Here is a 20,499-nt window from a genome sequence, read left to right on the forward strand (position 1 = left end):
TATTAGTTGAACCAATCGGGCTTTTACGGGCAGTTGATCCCCCACCTAACTTCTTTGCTTCCGCTGAAGTTTGAGGCGGGGATCTTACTGCCCGTTAATGCGGAATAAAAGAAATGTCATTGAATCCATTTGTTCTCTCCCTTTTAAAACAATTGCTAGAATAGAATATATAAGTTCATTCGCTACTTAGCAAAATATTGTCTCTAAAACCTCATACTTTACTAATGTTTCTTCAATACAATTTTGCCAAGAGCACGTTCTGACTCACTTATGTGGTGTGCTTTTTTTACGCCTTCTACATGTAAAGGCAACACATGTGTTACAACAGGTTTAATCTTCCCGCCCTCAATTAATTCTGTAATAAGAGAAAGTTCATATCCGTTAGGTTCAGTAAATATATGGTCACTCTGAATATTTTTCTCTCTTGCTATTTCAGTTTGCGGAATTTCCATACCTTTCGGACCATAGATAGACGCTAACTTTCCATTTGGTGCAAGTACTTTATAACTATCCTTTAGTACATCCTCGCCTAACACATCAAATACAATATTGTAATTATGCAAAAGCAAAGAAAAATCTTCTGTTTTGTAATCAATGACAGTATCAGCGCCTAAATCCTTTACAAACTGTATGTTTTTCGTACTAGTCGTAGTTGCAACATGTGCACCGAAGCTTTTTGCTAGCTGAATAGCAAACGTACCAATCCCGCCAGATCCAGCATGAATTAAAACCTTATTACCCTTTTGAACATTAGCGAATTTCACTAAACTTTGCCAACTTGTCAAACCTACTAGAGGGATTGATGCTGCTTCCTCAAAAGATAGATTTCTCGGTTTTTTCGCTACATACTTCTCATCTACAGCCACGTACTCTGCATAAGTACCATTTCGTTCAATATCTGGACGACTATATACTTCATCCCCCACTTTAAATGCTGTTACGTTTTTTCCTATAGCAGCAACTACACCTGCAACATCCCATCCTAAAACGAGCGGGAAGTCATAAGAAATTACGTCTTGAAGTAAACCCTCACGTATTTTCCAATCCACAGGATTTACACCAGCTGCATATACTTCAATCAGTATATCGTTGTCTCCCAATAGCGGTTTCTGCATTTCAATCTCTTGTAGTACACTTTTATCTCCATATTGCATAAGTCCTATTGCTTTCATTCTTTACACTCCTTTACAATGCTGGGAAATGAGGTAGTACTTCTTCTCCTAGCTCATCCAATACTTCGTCAGCTGGACGTTGACCATCAAATAGAGCAAGGAATAAATGATTCACACCAATACTTTTATATATATCAAGTAATTCAATTAGTGCCTTACGCCCTGTACGGTAACCTAAACGGATCGGTGTAGGACGTTCATTTGGATCTTCAGATAAATCTAAATGCATCGGTTGTATAAATGGTTTGAATACATCTGGATGATAATCCTCTACTAGTTCTCTCCATTGTCCAATTGCTCCCGCTTGATGTACTGGACTACGTGGATAATACATCCATCCATCTCCATGTTCAGCGAACCAGTCCATATTTTGCTGACTAAAACCTGTAATAAAGGTTGGAATATGCTTAGACGGTTTTGGAACTAAATTCGCACCATGAACTTCTCCTAGTGTCGACTGGATAGACGGGAAGTTTTTATACAAAATTTCTTCCAAGTAAGCAAACGCTTCTCTAAACTTTTCACCTCGTGTTTCATGACTAACACCTAACGCCTTGAAATCAGCACGTCTGTCACCGGATGAAACGCCAAGCATAATTCTTTCTGGAAATAGTTGATCCAATGTAGCAATTTCTTTCGCCACACGCAATGGATGACGAAGTGACAATACAGTTGCCGACGTTCCAAATGCGATTTTCTCTGTTTTGCTTGCTAAATATGTCAAATAAATCATCATATCGTAAATTTGACCTGTTGCAGGATCACCAAAGTCAGGGTCTTGCAGCAATACATCGCGAAGCCATACACCTGTAAAACCGTATTGTTCCGCTTTTTGTACTAACTCTACTTGTTTTTCCATCGTTGGAGCATGAAACTGATAATTTTCAATCGGAATGTGAACTCCTAATGTAAGTTGATCTTTCGCAAACATACGATTATATCCAAAATGATTCGCAAACTTTTCCATGTGTTTCACTCACTTTCCTTCATTCATATAAATCTATACTTTTCTTTACTCTTAATATTTCTTTTCAAATTTCATAGACAATGCTGTAACACCACACTGTTGCCGATTGTAATCGTTATAACTTTCTTTGTGCTACGAGTGTTATTATAAATCGGCCATAACATGAATAACAGTACGTACTTTAAAGTGATGTAGGCACTTTTAAGTACCTATACTAAGTGAGTAATAATAAATCATGCTGCAAAAATAACATCTACCCTTTCTTCAAAAAGCTTTACAGTAGTTTTTAGAAGTACGTTACATTATTTCATTTCATGCACTTTCCTCTTCTTTATATAAAATTCTCACTAACCAAATTCAAAATATTATACTTATTTTTCGTACTTTGCTATGCTATAACCACAAACAGGAGGTATAAACTATGAAAGCACAAATTATCCATTCTTTTGGGGATTCATCTGTATTTCAATTAGAAGAAGTTTCAAAACCAAAACTTTTACCAGGTCATGTTCTAATCGATGTAAAAGCAACAAGTGTAAATCCAATCGATACAAAAATGCGTAGTGGCGCTGTTTCAGCAGTCGCTCCTGAGTTTCCAGCTATATTACACGGCGATGTAGCTGGTATTGTTATTGAAGTAGGAGAAGGTGTTTCGAAATTCAAATCAGGGGATGAAGTATACGGATGTGCCGGAGGTTTTAAAGAAACTGGAGGTGCACTTGCAGAATTTATGCTTGCTGATGCACGATTAATTGCTCACAAACCTAAAAATTTAACAATGGAAGCAGCAGCTGCTCTACCATTAGTTGCAATTACAGCTTGGGAATCTTTATTTGATCGTGCAAATATTAAACCTGGTCAAAATGTTCTCATTCATGGAGCTACTGGTGGCGTAGGACACGTAGCCATTCAACTAGCTAAATGGGCAGGCGCTAAAGTTTTTACAACCGCTTCTCAGCAAAGCAAAATAGACATCGCCCATCGTCTAGGAGCCGACATAGCTATTAATTATAAAGAAGAATCTGTTCAAGAATATGTAAAAAAACATACGAACGGAAACGGATTTGAAGTTATATTTGATACAGTAGGCGGCAAGAATCTCGATCATTCTTTTGAAGCTGCTGCGGTCAATGGAACCGTCGTAACAATCGCTGCTCGTTCAACCCATGACCTCTCTCCTTTACACGCAAAAGGACTCTCTCTGCACGTTACTTTTATGGCGTTAAAAATATTACATACAGATAAACGTGACGCTTGCGGGGAAATTTTAACTAAACTAACGCAAATAGTAGAAGAAGGACACCTTCGACCATTGCTAGATTCTAAAACTTTTACGTTTGATGAAGTTGCACAAGCACATGAATATTTGGAGTCAAATAAAGCAATTGGGAAAATAGTGTTGAAAAACGTTTGGTAACTTTCACTAAATAATACAAATAACAGCGGGATTGCTTCGCCTTATCTTTGTCTTAAGAGGCGTGCCACAACCTTAAAAGCTTTCCATCCTTTACAACAAGTAAAAAATAACAGCCGAATTTTTCTTATAGTAGAAAATTCGGCTGTTTGCATGTCGCAATTTACTTTTGTATATTTCCATTAATAGATAAAATACAACTCATTTGCCTTACCATCTTTACCTTCAACAGAATATTATGTTGTTTTTAATTTTTTAAAACACACTACGTACTAATCCCCCGTCTATTCGCAACGCGGAACCATTAATTGCTGAAGAAAGTGGGCTGCTTAAGAAAGTGACAAGATTGGCAATTTCTTCTGGTCGAATAAGTCTTTGAATAATAGAGGTTGGTCGATTCTCTTTCATAAATCGCTTCTCAGCTTCTTCTATTGTCAATTGATCATTAGGATAAAGACTATTTAACATAGTCTCCACTCCTTCCGTTAAAGTCGAACCAGGCATTATAGTATTAACAGTCACATTCGTTCCTGTCGTCAGCTCAGCTAAACTGCGAGAAAGTGAGAGTTGCATCGTTTTAGTCGCACTATAGTGAGCCATTTCTTGAGATGGCATAATAGCTGCTTCGCTAGCAATAAAGATGACTCTTCCTTCTTTTCTTTCAATCATTTGTTTTAAATACGAGCGAGTAAGTCGAACACCACTCATAATATTGACTTCAAACAATTTAAACCAATCTTCATCAGGAATATCAAAATATTCTACAGGTTCAAAAATTCCTAAGTTATTAATAAGAATGTCTACTTCAGGGTACTTTTCAATCACATTTTGGCACCCTTTTTCTGTTCCTAAATCAGCTACTACGGGTTGAAGGATAGCATCAGGATACTGCGCTCGAATTTCTTTTATCGTTTGATTAACATTTTCTTCACGGCGTCCATTAATAAGTACAGTAGCTCCTTCCGCTACTAAAGAAGTGGCAATTGCTTTTCCAATCCCTGCCGTAGATCCAGTAACCAGTGCTGTTTTTCCTTTTAATTGCGTATGCATATAGATTCCTCCAAATTCATGTGCTAAATGATTGACTTACGTTGGAATAAATAATTACGTTTATATTGTGGTGCACTTCTCTTATCTTTAACAGAAAATAAGCAAATCCACACTTGTTTCGAAAGAGTATAAAGTGAAACTTGAATCAGTGGGGGTCTTACTGCCCGGCAAATAGCGGGATAAACGAAAATTATGTAGCTATGGGACTCTGTACTGAATTAAAAATCGAAATTATCATCATTTAGATCTACTCGATAATTCTGATTCTAATCATTGTAATGTTAAAAAATCACATCAACAGCAGAGTAAAGCTAAAACCAACTAGTAAATACCATTATGATATATATTAACTAGAAAGAAAATTACGCACTTTAAAGTTCCATAGGAACAAAAAAGTGCCCTATTTACTATAATTTCTAACTTTTTATATTTACTAACGTAGTATCCTTTTCCATCATAGAAAAGAGTGTAAAATCACACATTCTTACATACAGTTATAAGATTATTTTTATTCTAATTAACTAAAAACCATATAACACATTTGTAAAATAAAATTCTAAAAAAACCTTGCAGAAAAATTCTACAAGGTTTTTGCCTATACACACAAATTAATCACTATATTAAAATAAAAGGGTTTATAATTCATCAAAATAATATTAAATATAAGCTGCTTTAAAGGCTTGTTGGACAGCTTGTACTTCTAATGAGTCTTTACCATATAAGTTCGTTGCTACACGAATACAAGCTTCTTTTAATTCTTTAAAGTTAGAAGTCATATTTAATTCATCCGTATTTGCATAATAGAAAATATCAAACATTTTATCTTCTCCAATGCCATGTACGTTTACTCCATTATGGTTTCCACCACTAGCAATCAAGTAAGCTACTTTATTAATAATGCTAGAGTTCGTGTGTACACCACCATGATCGTGGTCAGCATCGATAGGTAAGTTATTATAATGTCTATAGTCCTCCGGATATCTAGAAGAGATAGATGATGGGTTTTTCATATCTCTAAAAATACGACCTGATTGTTCTCCCATTGTCCAATTGAACTTTCCGTTATTGGCATACTTTTCAACTGCTACTCCTAAAATATCAGATAGAGCCTCATTAATGGCACCAGCTTCTCCTGCGTACTCAAGTCCAGACTCATTTCTTGTAACCGCGTGTGTAAATTCATGTCCTGCCACATCAAATGCTCTAACAATTGGATCTCCGTATACTAGCATAGCTCCATTACTAAATGCATTGAACCACTGCTTAGGATTTCCTTTATTCGTACCATTTGTGTTCCAACCATGAACGACAGAAATTACTTTTTGCCCATTATTATCAAAGCTGTTACGGCCATATTTTTCTTGATAAAAATCATATACTTTTGTTGCTAAATAATGGGCACTAACTGCTTTAGGATCTGTAAAATTTGTAGAATTACTTGTTACTAAATCATCGAGATACCCCCATACATTTCTTCTATAATTATTATAATCTTTATAATTAGCAGTATATGTTTCAATTCCCTTACCACGAGAATAATCTGCAAGCATGTACGTTCCATCACTTCGCTGTGTAATTCCAAACGTACGATTAATGCCTAAGTCATCTTTTCCTGTACCTGTTAATTTTGAAGGATCTTGTGATTTATTTGCTGTCGCAGATTGGACAATACTACTATCTACTTGTATACCCAATTTTTGAACGAGTTCTTTTAATAGATTTCCACCAAAAGCATCAATTAATACTGTACCAGATACATATTCAGGTGTAGATGCACTAAAAGTAATTTGATATGCGTTTGTAGCTTTATTTGTATTTTCATCTACATATACCACTTGTTTAATTTCTGGTTCTTCAATAAATGTGAGATCATTTCCATAGATGTTGAAAAGCTGTTTCTTTGCATCCTCTTCTGATAAAGTAATAGGTTGTTTCAAATCTTCCTGTTGTTGTAGATCTTGGGCACTATCCCCCGAAACGCTCGTAAGTACACCATCATCATTAATATGTGCTGTTAGTTGATATCCGTATACATCACGTCCTTCATACGTTTGTTGAAGACGTACCAATGTAGTACCATCATAAGATTTACGACTTTGCGTAACATTATAATTAACTTTGGATTCCGTATTAACTTGCTTTGATGATAATGCTTGTTCTGTTTTTCCTTTTAGTGCATCCTTTGCTACATTTTCTGCCGAATTTTGAGAAGGTGCTGTTAAATTACCTGTTCGGAACGTATCTTCCTTTGTTTCCACTTTTAAATCTTCTGTTTCCGCATGTACTCCTCCAGAGGGCATAATCGCCGATAACACCACACCTGTAGTTAAACCTACCTTTACGAAATTATTCATACTCTTACTCCTTTATAATCTTATTATTAAGTTAAATAAATGTTCTTTAGAATTGGAAACATAGATATTTCAAACTATCTATGTTTATCTACTGTTTATGAATTGTGATTCCTCATAATATAGATAGATTGTGTCGTTACTTTTAGATTCATTTCATTTCTCAAAAATTACTCATTATATAAGCTATCTTTATATTTATTTATATACGTTATTTTTTGTGGTTCTGATAACATATTTATCGCCATCCACACATTCTTTTTCATTTCTAATTTTTGCATTGGTATCTCTTTTAAAACTGGATTACCTATAATTTCTTCCATTTCTTCATCAATTCTTTGCATAAGATTTTCTTCTGGATTATTTTTCAAATAAGTATTTTTCAATCCCCATTTTGTCATTATAAATTCATTCGTTTTATTCATAGGATTAATAATAGTAGCTGTACTAGTTAATCGTTTTTTTATTTCATCATGATAGATTTTAATTCTATATCCTTCTTTTAGTGGAATAGTATCTTTTACAATCGTTACATTTGTCCCTTCCATTTCCTTCGTATAAATTTTTTCTCCCTTATCATTAAACACCTCTATTGATGCGTATTTTTCATCTGTATAATAGCTATGAGGAGTTTTAGTAGTAACCGTAAAAACAGCTTGCTTTTGCTCTAAGTCTGTATTTAATTCGGCAAACTGGTCATCTCCTAATCCTAGGAATTGAATTGTTTGATTTACCAACTTACTCACTTTCATTTCGTTAACATCAATCGTTAGACTATTATCTTTTTCTTTTACATAGGCATAATACGAACTAAAATGGTACATACTATCCGTTTTCCCACCTGAAATTTCAACTGTATAAACTCCATTTGGTACGTCTTGTAAATTGATATCTGTTGTTTCAATTGTTTTCTCTTGAACAACTGTATTCCCTTCTTTTAATTTAATTTTTCCTCCTTTCAATGTATCTATTTCATTTGTATTTAAATGGATATGCAAATTCCCTTTTAGCCCAAGTGAAGCAATTTGCTGATTTGTAACTATTTCAAAGTTGGAGTTTATCGTAATATCAGAATCAACTAGAGCTCTCGCTTTAGCTAATTGTGATTCAGGCACTATATAGGCTAAAGACGTAACAGCCGGATAACCTTTCGCCCTATTTATCTCTACTTGTTTATTATTAAGCTTAAAGCCCCATCTTTCAAAGACAGGTGTAAAATCTACTTGTCCATTCTCGCTATAATACTGATTCATTAAATCTGGTAAAGAATGGTCGCCTTTTTTAAAAGCAGCATCGCTAGCTAGTTTTCGATAACCTTGATACATTTTTGCAAAAGCTTCATCGCCAGCTTTTTGTTTCGCCATCGTTAAAAGAATAAGTTTTTGTCGTAAATCTAAGTCATCATAATTTTTATTTTCTTTCATTAAAGCATTGTATAAATTCCGTTCTACCTGTTCCTTCTTCCCAAAATTAAATAACCAACCAACTTGATCTGCCTTTTTGCCGTATTTACTATATTGATATTGAACACCAAATAGATTATTAGAAACTTCTCCTGTAAATATTCCTTGATTATCAAAACCAGCTTGGTATCCATGAGCGATTTCATGTAAAGTTCCCCAACTTAGTTTATCTAACCACATCTTTGTACTATCTGTACTATTCGCTGTCCAATTTGCGCCATAATAGGCACCGCCAGCACCGGATATATCTGCTTTTAAGAAATAACGATTTTGACTTTTTTTATTTTCAACAGTAGAGCCATCTAAACCAATAATTGAATCATACATCGCAAAAATATCTTCATAATAAGCAATTAATTCATCTAACGATTGAAAATCTTTTAAAGATCTTACTAACTCTTTATCTTTTTTAGGTACAAATAATTGAAAACTCTCCCCTTGAATTAACGCATACTCCCCATCAACTTGATCCCATGTACTAAAAAATTGAGATACACTTCCTTGTTGTTTATAAATTGGAAGAGGCTTAGTAGCACTTTCATTCCCTACTTGGTACTCAAGTGTAGCGTGCTCTTCACCATATGGGGTATCTATGAAAGGAACTAAAGACGTATCACCTTGAATGGTAATCCATTCATTTCCTACTTGTATGGATTTTTCATTTTTAGAGTCATTAGACAATAAACGTAATGTTAATTTGTCTTTAAAATTAGGATTCGTTTGTCTTACCTTTAATGGTGTATTTCTCTGCAAAATAAATCCTAAATCTTGTCGATCGTGATATTTACCCTTACTTATGCCCGCCTGAAATATCCAAGTAGGCTCTTCTAAACTAGTAATTTCTTTTACATTTGTTCGTTCATCAGCATGTAAATGTATATTTCCTATGAGGAAAAACATTGTATACATGATGCCTATAACAAGTAATCTTTTCATTTGCATATCTCCTTTTCTATTTTTTATATACAAAATACAATAAAACCCTCCTTCTTCACTTATAACTGTCGTCAGTAAGTTACTTATCAGTGTAATTATTATAGTTACATTAACTCGTGATTATCAATCATTAAATGTATGTAATTTTGCATATACGAATACTTAATGACAATTCCCAAAGTATCCTATAATTATCAATATTTTTCAGACATTATTCAAAAAAAAACACGAAGACTCTTAAGTCTTCATGTTTTTTTATACATGTTATTAAACTTGTGATTGAATTAATTACTTAAATCTTTTTAATCGCGAAAAATCAATTATTTTTAGGCTGATAGCCATACGTAAACTTTTATGATTTACTCATCCTTTTTGTTCTGTAATATTAAATTTTGAAACCAGTTCCGTTAATTCTTCCACCTTTTCTTTCATTTTGTTGGATTGGATTGATATTTGTTCAATTGATACGGCCTGTGATTGAATTGAATTTACTGTTTGAAGCGTCTCCTTTTTCACATCCGTTGCAGTTTCAGAAACTAGCGAAAGAGAAGCATTTACTTCTTCTGTACCAGCAGACATCTCTTCTGTCGCTGCGGATACTTCTTGAATTTGACTTGTAATCTTATCAATATCTCTCATAATAGACAAGAAGGTTTGATTCGCTTTGTAAGCAGCTTCTTTTCCTTCTACTGCCTTTTGTTGTCCTTTTTGCATGACATTAACTGTATCTTGGGTATCTTTTTGAATGGATTTTATTAAATGATTAACTTCTTTTGCAGATTCTTTAGATTGCTCAGCCAAGTCTCGAACTTCTGCGGCAACCACTGCAAATCCTTTCCCATTCTCTCCAGCACGTGCCGCTTCAATAGCGGCATTTAAGGCAAGAAGATTCGTTTGTTCGGCAATATTAGTAATTGCAGCGAGAGCTGTATCAATCTGTTGTGTACGTGTAACAAGTTTATTTATTACTTTTGATGTTTCCTCGACAACATCATGCACACTATTCATTTGAAGAATAGAGTGATTTATCACTTCACTACCGATATTTATTCGTTCTGTAGTCGTTACTGCTACCTCAGCGACTACTGCTGAAGATTCAGCTACAGTTTGCACCCCTGTTGTAATTTCTTCCATTGAGGATGAGCTCTCCTGAATACTAGTTACCTGTCCTTCTATTTTTGTTTTTACTTCTAAAACAGTCTGTACAACCTCATTTGAAATACTAGACGCTCGATTTGTATCTTGTAATACGCCCTCCGTAGTAGAAATAACCTCTTGTGTTGTCATCTTAACATTCGCAATTAATTGTTGAAGGTTATCTAACATACTATTAAAAGACTGAACAATATGCCCTAATTCATTATTTGCTTTATAAGGAGTACGTGTTGTTAAATCTCCAGCTGCTACTTTTTCCATATCATTTTGTAGTAACACAAGTGGTTTTCGGATAGTTAATTTAATAATATATCCAATTAATATAATTATCAAAATTGCTAAAAGCGAAATACTAATAAACATTATCATTGTATTTTGAGCACTATTATTATTTTCCTTCTGTAAAAGCTCTGCATTATTACTATTATATAAAATCAATTCACGAATTGATTTTATTGATTTTTGCATATTAGGTTCAATCTCTTTTAGGTAATATGCATATGCTTCCTCATTATTAGATTTCCCTAATTCTTGCGCTTTCTTCATTTGAGTTCTTAATTCATTAAATGTTTCATAAAACGTGTTATATAATTCTTTTTCTTTAGTAGAAATAACTTTAGCCTCAAACTGCTTTAAAAGATGATCATTTTCCTGACGAATTCCGTCCATTTCTCTTATTAATTCATTCATTCTTTTTTCATCTTTTGATAACATTATTTCCATAAAGTTCATATTAACATGATAAAAATTAGATTCTACAATACCAATCCACTCAATTGGTAGTAAATTATCCTCATACATATTAGAGGAAGTACTTTTCCCTCTTTCTAATCCCCAAAACCCTATTAGGGATAATACTATACATGCAATACTTGATATAGTTATTAATATGTTTAGTTTTGTACCAACCTTACTGTTTCTTAATAATTCCAATTCACTTTCTCCATTCTAATATATAGTTTAAGTAATGTATTTTATACCAAGAATCCAAAAATTACGATGTTTATTTTGTGATATGCAATTTTGCATATCATCCACTACTGATTCAAAATAACCTAACATTGTAATTTTAGTTTTCCAAAAATTCATGATTATGAACACACCCTATTAATTCTTAAACTTCTCATCCAAAATATCCAAAAATATTGTGGCACCAGGGGAACCCATCATTGATATATAAATTACACTGCCATACAAGACTAGCTTAAAAATATTTTTCTTATTGCTCATTTTTCTATTTCCTCTCTATTAGAAGTACTCCTAGCACATCGCACTAATAAAAACGATAGTATTAAAAAATAAGGAAAGACATAACACCTATGTCTTTCCTCTAAAATTGTAACACTCAATATACTCTTAGCTCTATTTGATTTGCCAGTTAAATCCTCACATTTCTTTCTTTATAATATCTCCTAACTCCGTCCAACTTGTAATCCGCGGGATATTGAGATGTTGATTGTAAGAAGTAGTTTTTGCATACACATTTATCGGTTTTCCTATTAACGTTTCTAAGACTGCCGGCTTATCATCAAAGAAATAGTTTAATTTTATTTCTTGTATGAAGTGTATTTTTTCTTCATCCCTCATTCCATAGAAAAAGCGATCTTCATGTACCGGAAAACCTTTTTCTATTAACCATTTTTTTGTTCGCTCTCCATGCTCTTTAGGCCGTGCTGTTATATAGTATATTTCATGTCCCTGTTTTTCTAATTCTTGTAATGTCTCTACTGAATATGGAAACGGTGAACAAGAAGTATAATAAATCTCATCCAGCAAACTATTCCACATCTGACTGCCTTCCTCGGAAGTCATGCCAAATGCTTCATGAATTTCAATTGTTTTTAAAGTATGAAATACATCCAAACCTACTTTTTTGTTTAATTTTTTGTTATATAAATGAAAAGCATGCTGTCTTAAATCAATTAACGTATCATCGATATCAAATCCAAACTTCACTCTTCATCGCTCCTTTCTGTACTTCATTTATTGAAAAATATAAGTATTTTTTTATTCTCCTTATTCCTCTTCTTTGCGATATTTTGGATAGCCAATAAATCTATAATCTTTTCCAACCTGGGTAAAGGATATGTCCTTAAACTCAATCGCATCTTGCATTTTAGCAATACCAGCACCCTCTACAAAGCTAGGCGCCATTCTACCCCCAATAATTTTAGGTGCAATATATAAAATAAGTTTATCTATTAATTTATTTTCAATAAACGAAGCATTTACCTCTCCACCACCTTCAATAAGTAGGGAGGAGACTCCTTTTTGCCCTAAAACATCAAGCATTTCATGTAAGTTTATATGCTTTTCTCCGCTAGTAACAAATACTTTGACTCCTGCATTTTCTAATGCTTTCTTTTTTTCCGCTGCATGATTACTTGTTGTAAATATCCAGGTAGGAGCTTCTCCATCTGTAACAACGTTAGCTTCCATCGGTATGCGTAATGTCGAGTCCAATATTATTCGAATTGAATTTCGTCCATTTGGAATACGCGTTGTCAATGATGGATTATCCTTTTGAACAGTATTCGCTCCTACTAAAATAGCCGCATTTTCGTTTCGTATTTGGTGTACTTCTTGTCTTGCTTCTGTAGATGTAATCCACTTACTATCCGATGAAGACGTAGCGATTTTCCCATCTAATGTAATTCCTGATTTAATCGTTACAAATGGGCGCTTTGTCAAAATATATTTATTAAAGACTTCATTCATTTTTTTAGATTCTTCTTCACACACTCCTACAAGTACTTCAATACCTGCATCTTGTAGAATTTTAATTCCACGTCCAGAAACAAGCGGGTTTGGATCAAGGGTAGCAACTACTACCTTCTTAATTCCTGCTTGTACAATTGCTTCAGCACATGGCCCTGTTCTACCATGATGAGAACAAGGTTCAAGAGTTACATAGATTGTACCACCACGTGCCTGTTCTCCAGCCATACGTATCGCATGTATTTCGGCATGTGGTTCTCCGGCCTTCATATGTGCTCCGACCCCTACAATTCGATTATCATTTACAATTACAGATCCAACCAATGGATTTGGAGTCGTTTGTCCCTTCATAGCCTTGGCATTTTCTAGTGCTAGCTTCATATACAATTCATGCTCAAGCATGTAAGTGTCCCCCTTCAAAATGTCCAGAACGCTGAATCTTCGTTTGCAAATATTTCTCATTAAACTCTGAGACATCACCCCATAACGGTTCACGACTCGTAACATTTAATCCAGCTTTTTGTAAAGCTTCTAATTTTTTCGGATTATTTGTAATAAGTTTTACAGGTTTTGAGCGTAACGCTTTTAATACTTCAATTGTATCATCATAGTTTCGAACATCATCTTCAAAACCTAGGTTCAGATTAGCTTCTACTGTATCTAACCCATTTTCTTGCAAGAGGTACGTCATTGCTTTACTAAACAAACCAATTCCTCTTCCTTCATGATTCGCTAAGTAAAATAAAGCACCTGAACCATGTTCTGTAATCATTTGTAAAGACTGCTTTAATTGGAATCCACAGTCACAACGTTTACTACCAAAGATATCACCGGTGTGACAAATACTATGCATACGAATTAGGGCATCTTCAGAATTCTCAAAATCACCATATACAAGCACACTAGATTGCTGCATATCAGCTAAATTAATAGATGAGAGTTTTTCGATAATTCCTTCTACACTATTTGTAACCTCATTACATTGTAACCAAGAATACCATTGGAAAACTTTAGTCTCCCCATATAAATTAATTGGCAATTTGATAGGGCCTACTAAATAAATATCCCTTCCATCTTGATGTATAAATTGAATTTTATCTTCTAACATATGAATTGTATCTGTTGTAGCCATTAGGTACCTCCTAGTATAGAGAATCTCTAAAAATTCTCTTCCATTGTTATATTTTTTATTGTTTAACTTACACAACGTAAGTGTTTTTACAGATGCTATTCTTTTTTCTCTCAGCTTATATGCAATATGTATCATTACAACCTTGGCTATTTAAAGAAAAGAATTCAAGTTACATAAAACAACTTAGTTACTTTATGTAAGTGAGTATACATTCGTAATTAATTTACGTCAAGTAATTAATTATAAAAATATTTGTTACTAACTGTAAGATGTTATATAATTTATTTTAGGAGGTGAAGGAAAATGAATGATTCTACATTATGCCCTCGCTTTGAAAAAGGAATGAAATTTTTTAGTCAACGATGGACAGCACTGATTATTTATCAACTTTTCTCTGGATCTCAGCGCTTTTGTACACTTGAATCTTCTCTTCCTGTTAGCGGAAGATTACTTTCAGAAAGATTGAAGGAATTAGAACTAGAAGGAATTGTCGAACGTAAAGTCTTTCCTGAGACACCAGTTCGTATAGAATATTCTTTAACTCAAAAAGGATTTGCTTTAGAAGCTATTATTCGCGGAATAGAAGAATGGTCACAGGAATGGATAGAACTTGAGGAATAACATAAAAGCTTTTTCGTATATAGTTTTAAGTAATCAAATTACAGATACCTATTATTAAAACGCTAGTTTTTCAAGCATTTATGAAAAGCTAGCGTTTTTTAATGAATAAAATTAAATTTAAGAAATGAAACAAGATGATCAAACCGATCACCTTGTTCCTTTAAAGATTAAAATAGTGATTTTAACAACTTTTATTAATACATACTCGATTAACAGAAATAATAAATAGAATTTTTGTAACTAAACAGTTTTATTTTCGCAATACAGTTATCTTATCCCGCTATTTGCGGACAGTAAGACCACCACTGATTAAATTTCCATTTTATTGCATTTGAATATTACTTATGAAACTTCACACGCTCTTCAAGTGGTTGGAATTCTTTTTCTCCTGGTGCAGCCGTTGGATTACCAAATGGCATTTGCGCAATCAGTTTCCAATTAGCAGGAACATTCCATTCTGTTTTTACTTCATCATCAATTAATGGATTATAATGTTGTAAAGATGCCCCTAATCCCTCTGCTTCTAAACCTGTCCACACGACTAATTGGTGCATACCTGATGCTTGGTGTGACCAAATTGGGAAGTTTTCAGCATATGCAGCAAATTTTTCTTGAAGCGATTTAACGATAGCCTCATCTTCAAAGAATAGTACTGTTCCATAACCAGCTTTAAAAGAATCCATTTTTTGTTGCGTTCCTGAGAAATCTCCATCTCCAACTACTTTTCTTAATGTTTCAGTTGTAATATCCCATAATTTATCATGAGCTTCACCAAATAATACAACTAATCGCGCAGTTTGAGAATTGAAAGCTGATGGAGTATATTTCACAGCAAACTCCACAATTTCTTTAATTTTTTCATCCGATACTTGTACCTCTTTGTTAATTCCATAGTAAGTACGTCTTTCTTTCAGTGCAGTATAGAAATCTTTTGTCATAATTCATTTCCTCCTAAGTTTTAATATTCTTCAAAATGATACATTGCGAAGAGAATATGAGTTGAAATGAGTTCATTTTTGAACCATCGAACACCATAACACCAATTGCTAGTCATTCTGAATCTAAACCACTGCTTCTTGCTTCAGTTTACCTAAAAAAACTCTTATAGCATCATTGATACAATCTAGTGATCATTCGGTATTATTTTACCCATTCTCTATTCATGTATCCTGCTTGTTTCATATTTACACAAATATGAAAATAACCTTAAATTGCTGGTCAAAAAAGCCAGGTAGTATGAATAACACATTACCTGGCTTTTTACATTTTTAATTTACATTCAACTAAACATTACCAATGAATAGTAGTAAAAACTATACCCGTCACTTATTTAATAATTAACATCTCATAAGGATGTTGTTCCATAAATCTATTCTCCCAAGGAATCTCTAATGATGTCCAATTTGAACCACCGTCTACTGACTGATACACTCCTTTATTGCTAAACAGATAAAACGTTCCATCACTTGTTGCCTTTAATACTGGTATGATTGCCCCTTTAGGAGTTGGTAAACCTGCATTCATTTCTGCCCAAGGCTGATCTTTTTCTTTCTTATAAATAAATGATTCACAATTTCCATTATTGTAATCATGCGCTACGTGTGGATTTGAAGATGTCGCGATGATAATATTTTCTGGATCATTTGGGTTCACTGCCATTTGATATGCGTAATGATGCTTTAGCCCACTACACATATAGTTCCAAGTCTTACCTCCATCATTACTCTCCGCATACTCTTGACCTGGTTCTTTCAAGAATGAATCACCTAACACCCCGTATAAACGATTTGGGGCATTGCGATGTGATTTAAGAATGTGAATATCTTGAGGATAGTTCCCCTCTTTTTCCTCAGTCCATGTCTTACCTCCATCTACACTTTTAATTAATCCGCCTACCTCAATAGTCGTATAAATAGTTTCTGGATTATTAGCATCAATTTCAATATGTTTTACATGGTGTGTATATGTTCTTTGAGGAAAGAACCATGATGAATATGATGGCATTTGTCGATAATCTGTTAGCAGCTCAAAACTGTCTCCTCCATTTTTGGATACGAACATTGCACTCGGTTCAGTTCCTACATATACAATCCCGTTACCGTCATCCCCCTTCGCTGGAGATACAGAAACTGCTGTAATAGCTCTCATATGAATAGCATTAGCTGGGAACACTTCACCAAATGAAGGTAACGCACCAATTGCTTCCCATGAACTTCCTCCATCTTTACTTCTCCATAATCCCCTATCAAAAGTACCACAATACATTCTTTCTGGATCGTATGGATCTGAAGCTAACGCAACTGGATTCGCACCTACAAACTGCGATTGGACGCTCCATGTTGAGTCTTTTTTTTCTGCAATTACAAGTTCTCTATCAAACGCTAATATGAATTTTTCCATAACTAAAATCTCCTCGTTTCATAATATATCTACTGTATTATTTAAATTTTTGCCGTTACAAGTTAAAAGGCGACATTTATATGCCATAGCATATAAAAGATAAATTTTATAAGCAATATGTGATTAAAAACTTACATTATATAATTTGTTAACTTCACATCAGTATGATGAACAAGATGTCCTGTTAACTCATATAAGTCCATATGCCACCTCCAAATAAATCGCAATTTACATGCTATAGCATACATAATATAGAATGCATTATTTTATGTCAAACTTTAATACTGTTAATCAGTTCTTTAGCTCGCCTAAAGTAATTTAAAAGTCATAATATAAACAGAAACATTTTATTGAATAGAAATCAATGAAAAAATACACTTTTCCCGTAGAGGCAACTTTAGAGGACATTACTTAAACATATAAAGGATCATGTTCATTACCACAGACAAATAATAAAAAGGCAAAAACGAACAGAAATGTGTTCATTTTTGCCTTTTTTATTTAACGATTAAAATGTACGACTTCTGGAAAGGAAATCTGCATTAGCTCCTGTTACACCACTTTGTCCCCAGTTCCCTGGAATCATTTCGCGAATAAGAATTAGTACTTTATCCAAAGGTGCATGAGTATATTTAAATGTTACTTGTGTAAGTTCGTTTACCCACTTATCCTTTGTCTCTTGATCAAATGTATTCCATATATCAATCTTAATAATAGCCATTCCATCAACGTTACGACCTGGTGTATCGTAAGACTCTTTTGTCTCCCAATTGGACACCCTACTTTTCTCAGCAAAGGTAGCATCACTTGCTACAGCCCCAGCTTTCCCCCAGTTTTCTTTCTCAAGTTCCGTTATCAACACTTGAATTTTGTCTGGGACAATTTTTAATAGTTTTATTGTAAGTTCCGTTACATTATAAATAAATTCCTTCTTTTCTTCTGTTGACATGGTTGGCCAAGTATTTAGCTCGATTAATGGCATAGTATTGCCCCCTAAAATTAATTATCTATTGACTAGTTACAACTATTGGTTCAAATGATTTTTAACTGCTCTTACTACCAATTCGTGATCTTCTTCTGGTGGTAATCCGGAAACTGTTATCATTCCAATAACCCCTACGTTTTTTATTCTGATAGGAAAGCATCCACCAAACGCAGCATATTCCGAAGTATTTAAAAGATATTTTTCATTATATGAAATTCCAGTTATTTCACTTTGTATCTGCATATAATACGAGCTACGATCATGCAGGGAAACGACTCGTTTTTTACGCTCAATCCATTTCGTATTTTCCGCATTTGTCCCTGTCATCTTGAAATGAAATAATTGCACACCATTTTTCGTTATATCAACAGCAATCAATTTTCCCTCTCGCTTTGCTGTTTCAACGATAAATAAACCTAGTTGCAAGGCATCTTCATTTGTAAAAGAGGAAAATTGAAGTGTTTCCTCCTCTTTTACAATTTGTTTACTTATTTCATTCAAATTTGAAGTACTCATATCTTTAACCTCCATAATTGTTTTATGCCACACCGACATTTTTTCGAAATTATTAGGCCATATAGTACAACCTTTCAATCAATCTGATTCCAAATAAACTGCTGTAACATCGTTGGTAACTAGTACCGTAAAGCTTGTTTTCTTCTTACTGGTGCTATTATGAATGATATTCAAAGTTATAAAAAGTACGCACTTTAAAGTGCTATAGGTACTTTAAAGTACTATTCTACTTATCCCTATCTTACAGAGACTATTATGAAATATATTTAACATCTTAAAAATGTATGTACTAAAGAATAATATTTTTAATCACTAACTTTTTTGATCAGTCGTTATAATTCAATTTCATCAAAATTTTTATCAATTATTACACTATCCAACAATAGGAGGAAACAAAGATGGATGAAAATATATCCAAAAGCTGAAAAGCAGTTGAGTCCCTTGAGGAAATAGTTATAATTCACTACTTATAGAAATAGGCATACAAAAACGCCATCCTTTCCTATAATTCTACAGAAAGAATAGCGTATTTTTCAAAAATGAGTTCTTTTATTGAGAAACTTTGATTCTATATCATACATAAAAGGGCAATCAGTGCTAAAACAGCCGGAAGTCCTTGTTTCACAATAATTGATTTATTAGATGTGAAACCTCCGAAAATAGCTGCTATCACCACACAAATCACGAAAAATAATTGGATCATATAACCAATTGGATTGAGCCCAAGTACAAGTCCCCAAATGAGACCAGCCGCTAAAAATCCATTATATAAACCTTGGTTTGCAAACATAATGGCTACGTTTCGATCTCCTTCTAAATGCTTCGGTAATTTGAAAGCACGTTTCGCTACTTTTGAATCAATAAAAAACATTTCAAGGATCATGATAAACAAATGTTCTAATGCTACGATCCCGACTAAAATAGCTACGATTATTTCCACACTATTCTGCCCCCTACACTCTCTATTCTTTAATATTCTCTACATTTTTTTGCATCTGTAATAGAACATGAATAAGTATTTTGCGTTCTTCTCCACTGATATTTACGAACATTCCCTTCATGAAACGTTCCTTTTCTTTCTTGTCAAAATATTAATTGATATATCAATTATTGATACGTCAATTAATATACATCTCTCTTTTTATTTTTGCAAGTTTTTTTGCTCAATTGGTTTTATTTTGTTCCAGCAACTTTAAACCAATTCAAAACATCAGTTCGTATTTCTAGAAATCATAATTACTTTAAGTTTATTCTGACAATCATATTTAACTAAATATATAAAAGAATTGAGTTATATCTCCATCAATTTATAAAAATTAATTTTTTCTAAAAACAGATACTTTACGTTTTTTATAGTAATAAAAATCATTTTTTTGTTTCAGAGGCAATCCATTTTGTTAGCCTGATGGGCATAAGATAGCACCCATATGGAGAACCAATTATCTTTCAAGAAGATGGCTAGAAATCTGGAATTGGTACAGGAGTTGCCTACTTCCCCGATCCAGATGGTACTAATTTAGAGCTAATTGCTCCAAAAGGGCCATTTAGACGTGACTAATTAAAATATATTAATACTGAAAAACCACCTTTATGTGAAGTGAACCCGAATAGTGGTACAT

General features: G+C 33.6%; 16 protein-coding genes and 1 pseudogene. 3 read left to right on the forward strand and 14 right to left on the reverse strand.

Going from position 1 to position 20,499, the window contains the following annotated elements:
• Positions 1-221: 221 nt before the first annotated feature.
• A complete protein-coding gene (locus RT27_RS30590) occupies positions 222-1,172 on the reverse strand; it encodes an NADP-dependent oxidoreductase (protein ID WP_016080868.1) in 951 nt (316 codons plus the stop codon).
• Positions 1,173-1,185: 13 nt separating this feature from the next.
• Positions 1,186-2,139: an LLM class oxidoreductase gene (locus RT27_RS30595; protein ID WP_000410326.1), complete on the reverse strand. Its 954-nt coding sequence runs from the start codon at positions 2,137-2,139 to the stop codon at positions 1,186-1,188.
• 421 nt (positions 2,140-2,560) lie between these two features.
• On the opposite strand from RT27_RS30595, the gene RT27_RS30600 reads away from it, so the two are divergent.
• Positions 2,561-3,556: a zinc-dependent alcohol dehydrogenase family protein gene (locus tag RT27_RS30600; RefSeq protein ID WP_043938925.1), complete on the forward strand. Its 996-nt coding sequence runs from the start codon at positions 2,561-2,563 to the stop codon at positions 3,554-3,556.
• A 252-nt stretch (positions 3,557-3,808) separates the two neighbouring features.
• Here RT27_RS30600 and RT27_RS30605 read toward each other — a convergent pair whose 3' ends face one another.
• The 7 genes from RT27_RS30605 to RT27_RS30635 all read right to left on the reverse strand — a co-directional run bounded on the left by RT27_RS30605 (position 3,809) and on the right by RT27_RS30635 (position 14,358).
• Positions 3,809-4,603 carry an SDR family oxidoreductase gene (locus tag RT27_RS30605; protein ID WP_043938926.1) on the reverse strand — a complete coding sequence of 265 codons (795 nt, stop codon included), beginning with the start codon at positions 4,601-4,603 and terminating at the stop codon, positions 3,809-3,811.
• A gap of 656 nt (positions 4,604-5,259) precedes the next feature.
• Positions 5,260-6,957: a M4 family metallopeptidase gene (locus RT27_RS30610; protein ID WP_043938929.1), complete on the reverse strand. Its 1,698-nt coding sequence runs from the start codon at positions 6,955-6,957 to the stop codon at positions 5,260-5,262.
• A 167-nt stretch (positions 6,958-7,124) separates the two neighbouring features.
• Complete coding sequence (locus tag RT27_RS30615) at positions 7,125-9,353, reverse strand: putative mucin/carbohydrate-binding domain-containing protein (protein ID WP_043938936.1); 2,229 nt, start codon at positions 9,351-9,353, stop codon at positions 7,125-7,127.
• A gap of 363 nt (positions 9,354-9,716) precedes the next feature.
• On the reverse strand, positions 9,717-11,441 hold the full coding sequence (locus RT27_RS30620; protein ID WP_029442858.1) for a methyl-accepting chemotaxis protein: 1,725 nt from the start codon (positions 11,439-11,441) through the stop codon (positions 9,717-9,719).
• 453 nt (positions 11,442-11,894) lie between these two features.
• Positions 11,895-12,464: an HAD family acid phosphatase gene (locus RT27_RS30625; RefSeq protein ID WP_029442859.1), complete on the reverse strand. Its 570-nt coding sequence runs from the start codon at positions 12,462-12,464 to the stop codon at positions 11,895-11,897.
• A gap of 60 nt (positions 12,465-12,524) precedes the next feature.
• Positions 12,525-13,628 carry a bifunctional diaminohydroxyphosphoribosylaminopyrimidine deaminase/5-amino-6-(5-phosphoribosylamino)uracil reductase RibD gene (ribD, locus tag RT27_RS30630; RefSeq protein WP_029442860.1) on the reverse strand — a complete coding sequence of 368 codons (1,104 nt, stop codon included), beginning with the start codon at positions 13,626-13,628 and terminating at the stop codon, positions 12,525-12,527.
• The gene (locus RT27_RS30635; protein ID WP_029442861.1) at positions 13,621-14,358 is read right to left on the reverse strand and encodes a GTP cyclohydrolase II; all 738 of its coding nucleotides are present in this window, start codon (positions 14,356-14,358) and stop codon (positions 13,621-13,623) included. The genes ribD and RT27_RS30635 overlap by 8 nt, the downstream gene beginning before the upstream one ends.
• Positions 14,359-14,661: 303 nt before the next feature.
• On the opposite strand from RT27_RS30635, the gene RT27_RS30640 reads away from it, so the two are divergent.
• Complete coding sequence (locus tag RT27_RS30640) at positions 14,662-14,979, forward strand: helix-turn-helix domain-containing protein (RefSeq protein ID WP_001000104.1); 318 nt, start codon at positions 14,662-14,664, stop codon at positions 14,977-14,979.
• Between the two features lie 338 nt (positions 14,980-15,317).
• Here the strand turns inward: RT27_RS30640 and RT27_RS30645 are convergent, their stop codons facing one another.
• The 5 genes from RT27_RS30645 to RT27_RS30665 form a co-directional block, all read right to left on the reverse strand.
• On the reverse strand, positions 15,318-15,917 hold the full coding sequence (locus RT27_RS30645) for a nitroreductase family protein (protein WP_000158940.1): 600 nt from the start codon (positions 15,915-15,917) through the stop codon (positions 15,318-15,320).
• 388 nt (positions 15,918-16,305) lie between these two features.
• The gene (locus RT27_RS30650; protein WP_043938930.1) at positions 16,306-17,379 is read right to left on the reverse strand and encodes a hypothetical protein; all 1,074 of its coding nucleotides are present in this window, start codon (positions 17,377-17,379) and stop codon (positions 16,306-16,308) included.
• Positions 17,380-17,887: 508 nt separating this feature from the next.
• Complete coding sequence (locus RT27_RS30655; RefSeq protein WP_043938932.1) at positions 17,888-18,361, reverse strand: tautomerase family protein; 474 nt, start codon at positions 18,359-18,361, stop codon at positions 17,888-17,890.
• A gap of 42 nt (positions 18,362-18,403) precedes the next feature.
• The gene (locus tag RT27_RS30660; RefSeq protein WP_105433697.1) at positions 18,404-18,919 is read right to left on the reverse strand and encodes a heme-degrading domain-containing protein; all 516 of its coding nucleotides are present in this window, start codon (positions 18,917-18,919) and stop codon (positions 18,404-18,406) included.
• A gap of 529 nt (positions 18,920-19,448) precedes the next feature.
• On the reverse strand, positions 19,449-19,820 hold the full coding sequence (locus RT27_RS30665; protein WP_043938934.1) for a DUF1304 domain-containing protein: 372 nt from the start codon (positions 19,818-19,820) through the stop codon (positions 19,449-19,451).
• Between the two features lie 465 nt (positions 19,821-20,285).
• Here RT27_RS30665 and RT27_RS35015 point away from each other — a divergent pair.
• A pseudogene (locus RT27_RS35015) lies at positions 20,286-20,438 on the forward strand (VOC family protein); the annotation flags it as partial.
• Between the last annotated feature and the right edge of the window lie 61 nt (positions 20,439-20,499).

The sequence above is a fragment of the Bacillus sp. L_1B0_5 genome, assembly GCF_000836715.1.
Lineage (GTDB): Bacteria > Bacillota > Bacilli > Bacillales > Bacillaceae_G > Bacillus_A > Bacillus_A thuringiensis_S.